Below are 15,225 nucleotides of genomic sequence, written 5' to 3'. Positions count from 1 at the left end.
GGCCTCTTCGCGGACATGCCCGCTCCCACAAGAATTGCGTGATCCCATGGGCAACACGATACCTGTAGGAGCGGGTTCACCCGCGAAGAAGCCCACGCCGCATCCGAAGCCGGTCGATCCAGATCAGCATGGCACTGGCATACACCGACACCGCCAGAAACAGCGCCATGCGCACGGCAAAGGCGCGGTACACATCCTGCCCGCCCGCGCTGTCCTGCACCGACTGCCCCAGCAAGATCAGCATGGTCGTCAGGCAGCTCACCCAGTACGCCGGGCTTTGCCTGGTATCCACCGCACGGTAGAGCCTGCGCCCCTGCCAAAGGACGAACAGCAGCACCCACAGAAAAAACATCCACAGGTGCACGAACAGGCTCAACGCGCCCCACATCAATATCGCCAGCAACCCGGCCAGCAAGGTCGAGCCGATCAGCTCGCGGCTGGCATGCCGTGCGCGGGTCTCACCGGCCTGCTGCCCCAGGCTCACTGCCTTCATGATCAGCGGCATGTACTGGTCCGGGGCGATCAGCGCCAGCAGGAAGGCCGGCATGACGATCAACGTAGCACGCAAGGCAACCCAGCTCACCTGGTCACTGTCGAGCAGAGGCGGTGCCGGTTGCGCCGGCGCATCGGCCGGCTCGGGAAACAACACATGCGCCGCTGCCGTGCCCAGCACCGCCAGCAGCATGCCTTTGGCCAGCGCTTCGACCACCGACAGCGCCAGGCTGAAGTCGCTGGTGCCGGCGGCAGCGATCATGGTCAGGCCGATAACCAGCAAATTGGCCAACAGGCCATTGCCGCCTTTCAGTGCATAACGCAAGGTAAGGAAAACCCCCACGCTCACCAGCAACACTCCACTTACCGGGGCATGGCGCAGCAGCGGAATCAGCAGCAGCCCGCTGCCGCAGGCAAGCAGCACCAGCACCGCCAAGGCCGGTGCCGCACGCAGGGGCAAGGGCTGGCTGCGCATGGCCAGCAACAACACCGCGAACACCGGCGCCAGGATCGGTACCGGCAAGCCGATGCCGAAACTCACCGCCAGGCAAAGCGCCACGCCCCAGGCCAGGCGCAGGGCACGCAGGCGGCGTAGTTCAATAGGCATACGACAGCCAGCTCATCAGCCACATGAACAGCCGGCCCAGCAGGTTCAATGGGTTGCCCTCGCTTGGCAGGGCCATGACTTCGGCCTGGCCACCGACCCGCAATACGGTCTTGTCCTGCAACTGGTCACGCTCCAGTTCGACGATAACCGGGAAGCGCTGTGCGGAGCGCAGCCACTCGCGGCTGTTCTGTACGGTCGGCAACGTACCTGGCGGGGCACTCTGGCCTACGCTCACACCGTAGCCGATGCTGCGAATGCGCCCCTTCAACACCGTGCCGGGCAGCGCATCGAGCACTACCAGCACCGGGGTTTCAGGGCGCAGCCGACCTAGGTTGTTCTCGGTCATGTCGGCACTTATCCACACGTCATGGATAGCGATCAGGGTCATCATCGGGCTGCCGGCGCCAACATAGTGGCCAACGTCGGTGCGCAGGTCGGTGATCAACCCGTCTGCATCGGCGCGTACCATGGTGCGCGCCAGGTCCAGCCGGGCTTTTTCCACATTGGCCGCCGCGCTGCGCAGTTGGGCGTTGTCGTCCTGCGCCCCACCCTGCTGCTCACGGGCCCGCTCAACTTCGGCACGGGCTGCGGCCACCTGGCTGATGGCCTGGTCGCGGGTGGCCTGGGCGCCCTCCAGGCGGCGCACCGACACCGTGCCCGGGTCTTCATCGATCAGGCGCTTGAGCCGCTCGGCGTCCTGCCGGGCCTTGCGCTCGTTGGCCTGGGCCGCCACCAGCGCCGCCTGGGCCGAGTCGATGCCAGCGGTGTGGGCGCCGATCTGCCGGCGTACCGTGTCCAGGTCGGCTTCGGCTCGGGCCAGGGCGATGCGATATTGCTCCTGGTCCAGTTCGAACAACACATCGCCCTTGCGCACTTCCTGGTTGTTGCCCACCGCCACACGCTTCACCTGCCCAGCCACCTCGGCACTCACCGGCACCACGTAGGCCTGCAGGCGGGCTTGCTGGGTATAGGGCGTGAAGCGATCGGCCAGCAGGTACCACAGCAGGCTCACGACAATCAGCAGCAGCACCCAGCGCATGCCGCGATCGGGGGCTGGCGGGGATGGCGTCGGCGTGGTGTCGCTCATTTCGTTTCACCTTGTGCATGTGCGCTGGGGCCTGGTTCGTCAAGCAGCTCACCCCAGTCGGTGCGTTGCTGCATCTGCTGGCGGGTGGTCGGGTCGATCGGTGCGCGGCTGGCGTCCCAGCCGCCGCCCAGGGCCTTGTACAGCGTCACCAGGCTGCTGACCGCATTGCCGCGACTGACCAGATAGCCGTCCTGTTGCTGCAGCAGCAGTTGCTGGGCGTCGAGCACGCGCTGGAAGTCGGCAAAGCCTTCGCGGTACTGCGAGCTGGCCAGGTTCAGGGAGCGCTGCGCGGCCTGCGAGGCCTGGTCGCGGATACTTGCGCTCTGCAGCGAGCGCACCAGCCCGCTGGCGGCATCGTCGGCCTCACGGGCGGCTTCGCGCACATCCTGGTGATACAGCTCGATCAGTTGCTGCAAGCGGGCATCTTCCACGCGCACAGCGTTCTTGCGTCGGCCGTAGTCGAACGGGTTCCAGATCAGGCTGGGCCCGGCGGCGATGTCGAAGGTATCGGGCAAATGATTGGCCGTGACGAAACTCCAGCCGATGCTGCCCAACAGGCTCAGTTGTGGATAAAGGTCGGCCTCGGCTACCCCGACCAGCGCCGACTGCGCCGCTACCGCCTGCTCGGCGGCACGGATGTCCGGGCGGCGCTGCAGCAGGCGGGCGGGCACATCCTGCAGCACGGCACGGTCCGGCAACGGCAACTGGCCATGACCGGCATCGAGCTGTGGCAGCGGCCCGGGCGCGCGGCCCAGCAGCGAGCACAGCACGTTGCGCAGGGCATTGAGCTGGTTCTGGAACTCGGGGATGGTGGCCTGGGTAGCCAGGTACTGGGTGCGCGCCTGTTGCCAGTCGAGTTCGTCGTTTTCGCCATGACGGAACAGCCGCTCGGTTATCTCCAGGCTGCGCGCCTGGCGGCGGGCGTTTTCTTCGGCGATATCCAGCCGCGCCTCGGCGGTGCGCAGGGCAAAGTAGGTGTCGGCCACCTGCGCACGCAACAGCAGCATGGCATCGGCGTAATTGGCCTGGGAGGCGAAGTAGACGGCGTCGGCGCTTTCGATGGCGCGGCTGAAGCGCCCCCAGAAGTCGATTTCCCAGCCAATGTCGAAGCCCGCGCTGGATTGCCAGAACACCGAGTCGCGAGCGGTGGCGGTGCCGGACTGATCCTGCTTCAGGTAAAGGCTCTGCGCGCGCAGTTGCTGCAGCTGTGGATAACGCCCGGTCTGCACGATGGCCAACTGGGCGCGGGCTTCGGCAACGCGCAAACCAGCCACGCGCAGGTTGCTGTTATTGGCATCGGCCTCGGCGATCAAGGCATCCAGGGCAGGGTCGGCGAACACGGCCCACCACTGACGAAGGTCGGGCGCCGCGGCCTGCTGCCCGGCCTGCTCCAGCAGCGGGGTATTCCAGGTACCCAGCCACGGGTCCTGCGGCGGCTGGAAATCCGGGCCGACCTGGGTACAGCCCACCAACGCGGCAGCCAGGCTCAGTGCAAAACCACAGAAGCGTCCGGGCATGGCAGGCCTTGGCTTACGCCGACGGTTCGACGGGATTTTCCGGCACCTGCAGCGCCACCCACTGCCAGAACAGTACATAAGTGACGCCCAGGATCACCGGCCCGATGAACAGGCCGATGATGCCTTTGACCACCATGCCGCCCAATGCCCCGATCAGCACCACCGGCATCGGCACGTCCACCCCGCGCCCCAGCAGCAGCGGCTTGAGCACGTTGTCGGCAAGCCCGGCGACGAAGGTGTAGATGGCGAAAATGATGGTCGCCACGGTAAAGCCTTCGACGTTGAAGATGTAGATGATCACCGGCACCGTTATCAACGTGGCCGGTGCCTGGGCAATCCCCAGCATGAGGATGACGATTGCCAGCATCCCCGCTCCCGGTACCCCTTTGATGACGAAGCCGACACCGATCAGCAGCATCTGGATGAAGGCAATGCCGATCACGCCCTGGGCCACCGCGCGAATGGTGGCGGTGCACAGCTTGGCCAATGGCTTGCCGCGCTCCTCCCCCGACACCCGCATGGCAATGCGCTGCGCCGCGATTTCGCCGCGGTCACCGAACGCCATGATGATGCCCGAGACGATGATCGCCGCGATGAACAGCAGGAACGCGCCGCCCGCACTGGCTGCAGCCCCCAGCACCGTGCGCCCGGCACCCTTGAGCTGGGGCATCCACTGGTTCAGCACACCGGCCATGTTTTCCGAGGCGGCCAGCCACAAGGCATGCACCTTCGGCCCGATCAGCGGCCAGGCCGCCACCGAGTCGGGAGGGGCCGGCACGGTCCAGGCCCCGCTTTTCAGCAGCGTCACCAGGCTGTCCACCGATTCGCCGATCGACATCACCACCAGGTAGATCGGCACCAGCAGCACGACCAGTACCAGCAGAACGACCAGCGTCGCCGAAAGCCCGTCCTTGAGCCCTGTGCGGCGCTGGATGCGGCAATACAACGGGTACAAGGTCACCGCCAGGATCACCGACCACAGCATCAGCTCCAGGAACGGCTGGAACGTCTGGAAGGCGAATATCACCAGCGCAGCCACCAGGCCGGCCTTGATGAGCACATCGAGCAAGCCCCGCGACAGGCGGCTGTCCATCTTGATACCCGGTTGCATGCTTCACCTCCGAACTCCAGGTGCGCCATGTGGCGCGATTCAGTGGCCCGCTTCAGGGGCTGCCGGTGTGGGGCTGTCGTCACGCAACTGCCGCGCCAGGGCCATCATTACCAACGGCACTACCGCCATCGACAAGGTGATGGCCAGCACCAGCAGGTCATGCACCTGCTGCCCCAGCACCTGATGATCCAACGCCAGCTTGAACACCACGAAGGCAAACTCGCCGCCAGACGCCAGCACCACGCCCAGGCACAGCGCCTGGGCCTGGGTGAGCCCACCTGCGGTGCGGCCCAGGCCATAAAGCAGCGGCAATTTGATCATCACCAGCAGCAGGGTCAGCCCCAGCACCATTAACGGCATGCCGAACAGCAGGCGCAGGTCGGCGCTCATTCCCACGCCAACGAAGAACAGCCCCAGCAGCAACCCCTTGATGGGCTCGATCTGGGTTTCCAGTTCGTGGCGGAAAGGCGACTCGGCCATCAGGACGCCCGCCAGAAACGCCCCCAACGCCATGGACACACCTACGTGCTCCATCACCCAGGCGGTGCCCAGCACCACCAACAGGGCGGTAGCGGTAGACAGCTCGGGCAGGCCAGAACCGACTGTCCATTTGAAGACAGGGGTCAAAAGGTAGCGGCCAAAGATGATCAGCACACCTATGCCAACCACCACCGCCAACACCGGCCAGGCGCCTTCGTCGGCGGTACTGACATCACCACCGAGCAGCGGCACCACGGCAATCAGCGGGATCGCGGCAATGTCCTGGAACAGCAGGATCGCCACGGCCAGGCGGCCGTGCGGCTTGCCCAGGTCCTTGCGCTCGGCCAGTACCTGCAGGCCAAACGCAGTTGACGACAGCGCAAGGCCCAGGCCCAGCACGATGGCAGCCGGCTTCGACTGGCCGAACAGCCAGTACGCCAGCAGGCCAAGCACTACAGCACTCAGGCCCACTTGTAGCGAGCCGACGCCAAACAGCGCCCGGCGCATGCCCCACAAACGCCGCGGCGAAAGCTCCAGGCCGATGACGAACAGCAACATCACCACACCCATCTCCGACAGGCGTGCCACGTTATCCGGGTTGTTCAGCAGGCCAAATACCGATGGCCCTATCAGGATGCCCGCCAGCAGATAGCCGGGCACCGCCCCCATTTTCAAACGCTGCGCCAGCGGTACCAGAAGCACCACGGCCAGCAGGAACACCACCGTCGCCTGCAACAGGCTGCCATCATGTGGCATAGGCTCGCACCCTCGCTGCTCCCCGCGGGGAGAGATCAGAAACGCTCTTCGACGACTTTGAACGGGTAGTTGACGGCCTTGTATTTGCCGATCTTGCCGCGCTTGGGCAATTTCACCAGCCCGTCACGGGTGATGTCCTTGTAGGGAATGCGCGTCAACAGATGGCTGATGATGTTCAGCCGGGCACGGCGCTTGTCGTTGGAATGGGCCATGAACCACGGTGCCCATGACGAGTCGGAGGCGGCGAACATTTCGTCGCGGGCCCGGGTGTATTCATCCCAGCGTGTGTAGGACTTGAGGTCCATCGGCGACAGCTTCCACAGCTTGCGGCCATCGTTGATGCGGTCCTGCAGGCGGCGGGTCTGCTCTTCGGCGCTGACCTCCAGCCAGTACTTGATGAGGATGATCCCCGACTCGACCATCATCTTTTCGAACAGCGGCACCACGGTGAGAAACTTGCTGCTCTGCTCTTCACTGCAGAAGCCCATCACTCGCTCGACACCGGCGCGGTTGTACCAGCTGCGGTCGAAGATCACTACCTCGCCCGCGGCAGGCAGGTGGCCCAGGTAGCGTTGCACATACATCTGGCTCTTTTCCCGCTCGGTTGGCGCCGGCAGCGCCACCACGCGGAATACTCGCGGGCTGACGCGCTCGGTAATGGCCTTGATGGTACCGCCCTTGCCGGCGCCATCGCGGCCCTCGAAGACAATGCACACCTTCAGGCCCTTGGCCACCACCCATTCCTGCAGCTTCACCAGCTCCACGTGCAGCTGCTTGAGCTCCTTCTCGTACGCCTTGCCGCCCAGTTTCTCCGGCTGGTCCTTGGGGTCTCTCTTCCTGGACGACTTCGACATGGCACTCTCCTGAGGGCGAATGAAGAGTCAGTATGGTCGATCCATGGCAGTTTGCCGCTTCGCTTATGGATTTCGCAGGCTTGCCTCTATCTCATTGATTCTACGAGTGCTGGTGAGTGTTCCGGGGTGGGTGTAGGAGCGGGTTTACCCGCGAATGCGTCATTGAAGCTACCGACGCATTCGCGGGTGAACCCGCTCCCACAGGGTACGGGGTGCCTTCAAGGCCGGATTACTTGGCCATCTTGTTGTAGCTGGTCATCAGGTTGCGGTAGTCCGGAATATGGTTGGAGAACAGGGTCCCCAGCCCTTCGATGTCGTTGCGCCAGTCACGGTGCAGCTCGCAGGCCACGCCGAACCAGGTCATCAGTTGCGCTCCGGCGGCCTCCATGCGCCGCCAGGCCGAGTCACGGGTCAGTTCGTTGAAGGTGCCGGAGGCATCGGTGACGACGAATACCTCGAAGCCCTCCTCCAGCGCCGACAGTGCCGGGAAGGCCACGCACACTTCGGTCACCACGCCGGCGATCAGCAGCTGCTTCTTGCCGGTAGCCTTGACGGCCTTGACGAAGTCCTCGTTGTCCCAGGCGTTGATGTTGCCAGGCCGGGCGATGTACGGGGCGTCGGGGAACTGCTCTTTCAGTTCGGGCACCAGCGGGCCGTTGGGGCCGGTCTCGAAACTGGTGGTGAGAATGGTCGGCAGCTTGAAGTACTTGGCCAGGTCCGCCAGGGCCAGGACGTTGTTCTTGAAGCGGTCGGGGTCGATGTCCCTTACCAGCGAGAGCAGGCCGGTCTGGTGGTCGACCAGCAGCACGGCGGCGTTGTTCTTGTCCAGACGCTTGTATTGGAAGGCCATGACGGGTTTCCTTGCGTTAGCGGGTTGGGAATATCAGCGTAGGCAAGGATGAAAGGTGGATGGGACCGTCAGTCGGTTCGCCTGCCAAGGCCGGCGATGGGGCCGCACGGCGGCCCCTGCAATGCTCAGCCGAGCACCTTGCCAGCTACCTCATCGACCGCCACCTTGGTGATGGCGACGATCTTCTCGGCATCCTCCTGGTTCAGCACCAACGGCGGTGCGAAACCGAGAATGTCACCATGCGGCATGGCCCGGGCGATCATCCCGCGCTCAAGGCACGCTGCCGACACCTGTGGCCCGACTTTCAACGCCGGGTCGAACGCCGTACGCGCCTCGCGATCGGCCATGAACTCGATTGCGCAAAGCATGCCGTCACCCCGTACTTCACCTACCAGCGGGTGGCCTTCGAAGGTTTCGCGCATGCGCCGGTTCAGGTATGCCCCCACCACTTCGGCATTCTCGGTCAGGTTCTCGTGCTCGAGAATATCCAGGTTGGCCAGCGCCGCCGCCGCGCAGATCGGGTGCCCGGAGTAGGTCCAGCCGTGGCCCATCGGGCCGGCCTTCTGCGAGCCTTCTTCGATCACGTTCCACACCTTCTCACCAACGATCACTGCCGACAGAGGCGCATAGGCGCTGGTCAGGCCCTTGGCCGTGGTGATCAGGTCCGGGCGGATGTCGTAGCGCTGGCTGCCCATCTTCGAGCCCAGGCGGCCGAAGGCGCACACCACTTCGTCGGCGATCAGCAGCACGTCGTAGCGATCGAGCACGGCCTGGATCGCCTTCCAGTAGCCCTTGGGCGGCACGATGATGCCACCGGTGCCCATCAGCGGCTCGCCAATGAACGCGGCGACCGTGTCGGGCCCTTCGGCCAGGATCAATTGCTCCAGCTCGTCGGCGCAATAGCGCACGAAGGCCTGCTCATCCATGCCGGCCGGTGCCTTGCGGTACCAGTGCGGGCAGACCGTATGCTTGACGCCTTCCACCGGCAGGTCGAAATGCTGGTGGAAGCTGGGCAGGCCGGTAAGGCTGCCGGTCATGATGCCCGAGCCGTGATAGCCGCGGTCGCGAGAGATGATCTTCTTCTTGAGTGGACGACCGAGGATGTTGTTGTAGTAGCGCACCAGCTTGACCTGGGTCTCGTTGGCATCGGACCCCGACAGGCCGTAATAGACCTTTTTCATCCCGGCCGGCGCCCAGTCGATGATGCGGCTGGAAAGCTCGATGATCGCTTCGGTCGAGTGGCCGACGTAGGTGTGGTAATACGCCAGCTCCTTGGCCTGGCGATGGATGGCGTCAGCGACCTCGGTACGCCCGTAACCGATGTTCACGCAGTACAGGCCGGCGAAGGCGTCGATCAGTTCGCGGCCTTCATGGTCACGCAGGCGGATGCCCTCGGCACCGGTGATGATCCGGCCCTTGAGCGCGCCGCTGGCGTGATCATGGGCGTGGGTCGAAGGGTGCATGAAGTGGGCGCGGTCCTGTTCGAACAGCTGGCTGAAATCTTGGCTCATGGCAAACACTCCTTAGAACTGACCGTGGTGGTGCAAGCAAACGTATTTGGTTTCGACGAAGGGTTCGAAGCCCTCACTGCCGCCTTCGCGGCCCAGGCCCGAGGCCTTCATGCCGCCGAACGGGATGGGGTGGCCGGTGAACTTGACGCCGTTGATCGCCACCATCGCGTGGTCGAGCCGGCGCACCAGCGGGTGCACGACATCGAGGCGGTTGCCGACGATGTAGGCAGCCAGGCCGTACTCGGTGTCATTGGCCATGGTGATGGCCTGCTCCAGCGTGTCGAACGGCATGACCCCGGCAATCGGCGCGAAGTTTTCTTCCTGGTAGATGCGCATCGCCGGCGTGACATCGGCGAGCACCGTCGGCTGGAAGAACCAGCCACCCAGCGCATGGCCCTCGCCACCGACCAGGCGCCGGGCGCCACGCTGCAGGGCGTCCTCGACCCGGGCCTGGGTGGCATCGAAGGCGGCCTGGTGCATCAACGGGCCGACCTCTGCCGCCGTCTCCTCGCCATCGACCATCGCCGGGCCAACCTTCAGCGCCCGCACCGCTTCGGCGAAACGCATCAGGAATGCTTCGTACAACGGCCGCTGCACCATGATCCGGTTGGCCGCGCAGCAGTCCTGGCCAGACGTCTGGAACTTGGCGGCCACGGCCACCCGCACGGCCAGCTCCAGGTCGGCATCGGCGCAGACGATGAACGGCGCGTTGCCGCCCAGCTCCAGCGCCACTTTCTTCACATCCTGAGCCGCGGCTTGCAGCACCAGCTTGCCGACACGGGTCGAGCCGGTGAAGCTGACCGCCCGCACGCGGCTGTCGCACACCAGGGTTTCCATGGCCATCTGCGGCTCGCCGATTACCACGTTGAACACCCCCGGCGGGAAGCCGGCGTCCTCTGCCAGCTGGGCCAGGGCCAGCGCCGAAAACGGTGTTTCGTGGGCCGGCTTGACCACCACCGTGCAGCCGGCCGCCAACGCCGCAGCCGCCTTGCGGGTGATCATGGCACTGGGGAAGTTCCACGGGGTGAGCAGCGCGCAGACCCCGACGGGCTCCTTCAGCGTACTCAGCTGGGCACCCGGAATATGGCTGGGGATAGTCTGCCCGTTGAGGCGCCGGGCCTCCTCGGCAAACCAGGGGATGAAGCTTGCCGCATAGGCGATTTCACCGCGTGCTTCGGCCAGCGGCTTACCCTGTTCCTCGCTGAGAATGCGCGCCAGAGCCTCCTGGTGCTCGAGCATCAATTCAGCCCAGCGCCGCAACAGCGCAGCGCGGCTGTCCAGACTCTGCTGGCGCCAGGCCGGGAAAGCCCGCTGGGCGGCATCCACCGCGGCGACGATCTGCTCGTGGTCGAGCAGCGGCACATGGCCGATGACCTGGCGGTTGGCCGGGTCATGCACGGCGATGCTGTTGCCGCTGTGGCTGTGCAGCCATTGGCCATCGACGTGGCACAGGCTGTTGAATGGGTAGTGGTGTGACATGACTGTTCTCCATACCTCGTTGTCGTGGCGCCAGGTTCAGGCCAGTACGTCGGCTATCACCGCCAGGGTGTCGCCGCACTGCACCAGGCCGGGAAAGTGCCGGGCTGCGAGCAAGCCATTGCGTCGGGCGCGGTACTCGACCGGGGCGCTGCCGGTGCGGCGGATGTCATGGATACGGGCGATCACTTCGCCCTGGCTGACCGTTTCGCCCAGGTCGCGGCACATCTCCAGCAATCCGTCGTGCTCGCTGGCGATGAAGCAATCGCCATCGGGCATGTCCAGCAGGGTTGTCTCGCCCTGCTCCACTTCGCCGGCAAGGATGCCGGCGTGAATCAGCACATTGCGCACGCCGCGCTCCGCCAGGGCCACGCTTTTCGCCGTGGAGGTGCCACCACCGCCCAGTTCGGTGGTGATGAACACCTTGCCCTGCTCTTCTGCCGCGGTGTCGTACATCGCCTGCGCATCCAGCTCGAGCATGCGCATGCTGTAGGGCGCGGCGAAGGCCTGCATGCCGGCTTCACAGCGGGCCTGCTGGGCCTTGTCGGGCAGCACATGGCATGCAGCGAACGGCAGGAAATCGAGGGTGCGACCACCGGAGTGGATGTCCAGGACGATATCGGCCAACGGCAGCAAGGTGCGCCGGAAATAATCGGCGATCTTTTCCGTCACGCTGCCATCAGGCCGGCCAGGGAAGCTGCGGTTGAGGTTGCCCCGGTCGATCGGCGAAGTACGGGTGCCCGCCTGGAACGCCGGTGTGTTCATGAACGGCACGATGATCACCCGCCCGTTTACCTGCTCGGGCTGCAGCTGCTGAGCCAGCTTGCTCAGCGCCACCGGGCCTTCGTACTCATCACCGTGATTGCCACCAGTGAGCAAGGCAGTAGGGCCACTGCCATTCCTGACCACCGTCAGCGGAATCATCACCGCCCCCCAGGCCGAGTCGTCACGCGAGTACGGCAGCTTGAGGAAGCCGTGCTGCACACCGTCCTGCTCGAAATCCAAGGTACAGGTGATCGGGTTGGCCACCGTGGCGGCGGCCTGAGCGATTGCATTCATGGGTCAGTCCTTCACGAACAGCTGGCGCGGCACGTTGCACAGGGTCTCGACCCCGGTCTCGGTGATGAGGATGCTTTCGGTGATCTCCAGGCCCCAGTCGTCCATCCACAGCCCCGGCATGAAGTGGAAGGTCATGCCCGGTTGCAGCACGCTGGTGTCGCTCGGGCGCAGGCTCATGGTGCGCTCGCCCCAATCTGGCGGGTAACTGATACCGATCGGGTAACCACAGCGGCTGTCCTTGTGTATGCCGAACTTCTCCAGCACACGGAAGAACGCCCTGGCGATGTCACCGGTGGTATTGCCTGGCCGCGCGGCATCGAGGCCGGCCGCGATACCTTCGACCACCGCCTTTTCGCCATCGAGAAAGTGTTGCGGCGGCTTGCCCAGGTACACGGTACGCGACAGCGGGCAGTGGTAGCGCTTGTAGCAGCCGGCAATCTCGAAGAACGTGCCGGCGCCGCGGGTGAACGGTGAATCGTCCCAGGTCAGGTGCGGCGCGCTGGCATCAGCGCCAGTCGGCAACAACGGCACGATGGCCGGGTAGTCGCCACCGTGGCCATCGACACCGAGGATGCCGCTGCGGTAGATCTCGGCCACCAGCTCGTTCTTGCGCATGCCGGGCTCGATGCGTTCGAGGATGCACCCGTGCATCTGTTCGACGATGCGCGCGGCGATACGCATGTATTCGATTTCCTGCGGCGACTTGACCGCCCGCTGCCAGTTGACCAGCCCGGCGGCATCGCTGAAGCGCGCCTGCGGCAAGTGCTTGCACAGCGCCTGGTAGGCCGCCGCGCTGAAGTAGTAGTTGTCCATCTCCACGCCGATGCTCAGGCCGCCCCAGCCCTTGGCCAGAATCACCTCCTGGCACAGGTAGTCCATCGGGTGGCGCTCGCGTGACTGCACATAGATATCCGGGTAGCCGACGATGTTGTCGTGCTGCATGAACACCGTGCGCCTTGCGCCATTGGCGTCCTGGCCGCGGCCAAACCAGATCGGCTCGCCATCGAGCGCCAGCAGCACGCACTGGTGCACGTAGAACGACCAGCCGTCATAGCCGGTGAGCCAGGCCATGTTCGATGGATCGGTAACCAGCAAAAGCTCCAGGCCCTGTGCCTGCATGGCAGCGCGGGTCTTGGCCAGGCGCTGGGCGTACTCCTGCCGGCTGAACGGCAGGTTGACCACTGTCTGTGACATACGGATGCCCTTCTTGTGAGTGGGTTGTGAAAACTGTCAGCTGTGAAACGCCAGGCCTTTGTTGGCGGCGATTGCGCGTTCGAAGGCAAGGTTGGCGATGGCGGTGTCCTGGGCCCCGGTGCCGGTCAGGTCGCACAGGGTGACCTCTTCGGCCTGCACACGGCCCGGGTGCAGGCCGGCGATGATCTGGCCCAGCTCGGAATGAACGGCCTGTTCGCTGACCACGCCAGCGCGCAAGGCGTGGTGCAGTTCGCCCAGCACGCGGGTCTGGCTCAGGCGGTCGGCCACATAACGGTCGAGCCGGGCCAGGGCCGTGGGCGCGATCTCGTTCTTGTGCTCGGCATCCGAGCCCATGGCAGTGATGTGCAGCCCCGGTTGCAGGTGATGCGGCTGGATAAGCGGCTCGCGGCTGGGGGTGCAGGTGATGGCGATATCGACCGCCTGCATGGCCTGGTCGACACTGTCGCAGGCCTGTACCTGCAGTTGCCCATCACGTCCCAGGTCATCACATAACGCTGCGGTTCTCTGCGCATTGCGCCCCCACACCTTGACCTGCTCGATCGGCCGCACCAGACGCAGTGCCTGCAGCTGCAGGCGTGCCTGTTCGCCACTGCCGATCAAGGCCACGCTGCGGCTGTCCTGCCGCGACAGCCAGCGGGCAGCCACCGCACCGGCTGCAGCGGTGCGCACGGCGGTGAGGTAGCCATTGTCGAGGAGCAAGGCGTCGAGCAGGCCAGTGCGGGCCGACAGCAGCATCATCATGCCGTTGAGGCTGGGCAGGCCAAGCTTGGGGTTGTCGAAAAAGCCTGGGCTGACCTTGATCGCGAAACGCTCCAGACCAGGCAGGTAGGCGGTTTTCACGTCCACCTCGCCGTTGTGCTCGGGCACATCCAGGCGCAGGATCGGCGGCATCGCCACATTGGCCGTGGCAAGCAGGGCAAAGGCCTGCTCGATGGCATCGATCGCGTCGCGGTCGAGGGTAATGCAGCTACGCAGGTCGGCTTCGCTGAGCAAGGTGATGGCCGGCATTCGAATACCTCCAGTGAAGGAACGTGAATTTCAGGCGTCGCCGCCATTGATGACGCGCTGATGCTGTGCGCTGTCGACGTTGCGCCCGCTGACCACCACCACCACCGGGCCGCGGGCCGTCACCAAGCCGTCGAGCAGCGCGGCGATGCCGACTGCACCGGCACCTTCGAGTACCAACCGTTCGTGCTGGTAGGCGTGGCGCATGCCATTGGCGATCGACGCTTCCGGCAGCAGGTGGAGTTGGTCGAGCAGACGCTGGGTCATGTTCAGGGTGTGCTGGTTGCCCAGGCCGATGCCGCCGCCGAGCGAGTCAGCGAGTGTCGGCAGCTCCTCAACCTCGACCGGCCTGCCGGCCTGCAGGCTGGCGTACATCGCCGCGCCGCGCTGCATGCTGATGCCATGGGTGGTGATCGCCGGCTTGATGCTTTTCATGGCCAACGCCACACCTGCGAACAGGCCACCACCGGAGAGCGGAATCAGCACCTGCTCCACCTCGGGCAACTGCTCGATGATTTCCAGGCCCAACGTGCCCTGGCCGGCGATGACCTGAGGGTGATCGAAAGGTGGGATCAGGGTTGCGCCCTGTTGATCGGCATGTTGTTGCGCGGCCTGCTGGGCATCGTCCTGGGAGTGGCCGACGATGCACACTTCGGCGCCCAGATCGCGGATGGCCTGGACTTTGTTGGCTGGCACCAGTTGCGAAAGAAACACGGTTGCCTTCACGCCCAGTTGCGCAGCAGCGTGGGCCACCGCCCGGCCGTGATTGCCGGTGGAGGCCGTAACCACGCCGCAAGCGCGTTGTTCAGCGCTGAGTGCGGCGATGGCATTGCTGGCCCCGCGCAGCTTGAAGCTGCCGGTAGTCTGCAGGGCCTCGAGCTTCAGGTAGACCGGCGTGCCCAGGCGCCGTGACAGGCTGGGGGAAAGTTCCAGCGGCGTGCTGCGCACCAGGCCGTGGATACGCTGGCGGGCGAGGTAGAGATCGTGAAGCGAGAGCGCTGACATGACCGGGACCCAACAAGTGAGCTGATGTTGGGCGGAGTGTATGAGGCGAAAATTGTCGTGCTGAATGTACTAGGGCAATTTGCCGGGGAATTTGTTTTTGCCTGTACCGGCCTCTTCGCGGGTAAACCCGCTCCCACAGGTTCCGTGCGGGGTTCAGGAAATGCGCGATTCCTGTGGGAGCGGGTTTACCCGCGAAGAGG

General features: G+C 64.9%; 13 protein-coding genes. All 13 read right to left on the bottom strand.

Features of this window, described 5'->3' with window-relative positions; genetic code table 11:
* Positions 1 to 76: 76 nt before the first annotated feature.
* Complete coding sequence (locus tag QN085_RS03875) at positions 77 to 1,099, bottom strand: DUF2955 domain-containing protein (protein ID WP_015268935.1); 1,023 nt, start codon at positions 1,097 to 1,099, stop codon at positions 77 to 79.
* Positions 1,089 to 2,186 (bottom strand): HlyD family secretion protein, encoded by a 1,098-nt coding sequence (locus tag QN085_RS03870; RefSeq protein ID WP_024086253.1) that lies wholly within the window; start codon positions 2,184 to 2,186, stop codon positions 1,089 to 1,091. Before QN085_RS03870 ends, QN085_RS03875 begins: the two co-directional genes overlap by 11 nt.
* A complete protein-coding gene (locus QN085_RS03865; RefSeq protein WP_041506268.1) occupies positions 2,183 to 3,703 on the bottom strand; it encodes an efflux transporter outer membrane subunit in 1,521 nt (506 codons plus the stop codon). The genes QN085_RS03870 and QN085_RS03865 overlap by 4 nt, the downstream gene beginning before the upstream one ends.
* 13 nt (positions 3,704 to 3,716) lie before the next feature.
* Positions 3,717 to 4,814 carry an AI-2E family transporter gene (locus tag QN085_RS03860; RefSeq protein ID WP_013970855.1) on the bottom strand — a complete coding sequence of 366 codons (1,098 nt, stop codon included), beginning with the start codon at positions 4,812 to 4,814 and terminating at the stop codon, positions 3,717 to 3,719.
* 39 nt (positions 4,815 to 4,853) lie between these two features.
* Positions 4,854 to 6,050: a monovalent cation:proton antiporter-2 (CPA2) family protein gene (locus tag QN085_RS03855; protein ID WP_013970854.1), complete on the bottom strand. Its 1,197-nt coding sequence runs from the start codon at positions 6,048 to 6,050 to the stop codon at positions 4,854 to 4,856.
* A 35-nt stretch (positions 6,051 to 6,085) separates the two neighbouring features.
* Positions 6,086 to 6,904: a polyphosphate kinase 2 gene (gene ppk2 / locus QN085_RS03850; protein ID WP_003256373.1), complete on the bottom strand. Its 819-nt coding sequence runs from the start codon at positions 6,902 to 6,904 to the stop codon at positions 6,086 to 6,088.
* 229 nt (positions 6,905 to 7,133) lie between these two features.
* A complete protein-coding gene (gene ycaC / locus QN085_RS03845) occupies positions 7,134 to 7,754 on the bottom strand; it encodes an isochorismate family cysteine hydrolase YcaC (protein ID WP_023661083.1) in 621 nt (206 codons plus the stop codon).
* Positions 7,755 to 7,879: 125 nt separating this feature from the next.
* Complete coding sequence (locus QN085_RS03840) at positions 7,880 to 9,265, bottom strand: aspartate aminotransferase family protein (protein ID WP_031324445.1); 1,386 nt, start codon at positions 9,263 to 9,265, stop codon at positions 7,880 to 7,882.
* Between the two features lie 12 nt (positions 9,266 to 9,277).
* Entirely contained in the window at positions 9,278 to 10,744 is a 1,467-nt protein-coding gene (locus tag QN085_RS03835; RefSeq protein ID WP_013970851.1) for an NAD-dependent succinate-semialdehyde dehydrogenase, read from the bottom strand.
* A 36-nt stretch (positions 10,745 to 10,780) separates the two neighbouring features.
* Positions 10,781 to 11,800, bottom strand: a complete 1,020-nt coding sequence (doeB, locus tag QN085_RS03830) for a N(2)-acetyl-L-2,4-diaminobutanoate deacetylase DoeB (protein WP_013970850.1) — start codon at positions 11,798 to 11,800, stop codon at positions 10,781 to 10,783.
* Positions 11,801 to 11,803: 3 nt separating this feature from the next.
* The gene (gene doeA, locus QN085_RS03825) at positions 11,804 to 12,994 is read right to left on the bottom strand and encodes an ectoine hydrolase DoeA (protein WP_013970849.1); all 1,191 of its coding nucleotides are present in this window, start codon (positions 12,992 to 12,994) and stop codon (positions 11,804 to 11,806) included.
* A gap of 36 nt (positions 12,995 to 13,030) precedes the next feature.
* Complete coding sequence (gene eutC / locus QN085_RS03820) at positions 13,031 to 14,023, bottom strand: ectoine utilization protein EutC (protein WP_023661085.1); 993 nt, start codon at positions 14,021 to 14,023, stop codon at positions 13,031 to 13,033.
* A 30-nt stretch (positions 14,024 to 14,053) separates the two neighbouring features.
* Positions 14,054 to 15,025: a hydroxyectoine utilization dehydratase EutB gene (gene eutB / locus QN085_RS03815; protein ID WP_013970847.1), complete on the bottom strand. Its 972-nt coding sequence runs from the start codon at positions 15,023 to 15,025 to the stop codon at positions 14,054 to 14,056.
* Between the last annotated feature and the right edge of the window lie 200 nt (positions 15,026 to 15,225).

The organism is Pseudomonas sp. M2(2023), from assembly GCF_030263955.1.
Classification (GTDB): domain Bacteria; phylum Pseudomonadota; class Gammaproteobacteria; order Pseudomonadales; family Pseudomonadaceae; genus Aquipseudomonas; species Aquipseudomonas asiatica.
The sequence above is the reverse complement of the archived record's forward strand: the minus strand, read 5'-3'. Positions and strand labels throughout refer to the sequence as shown.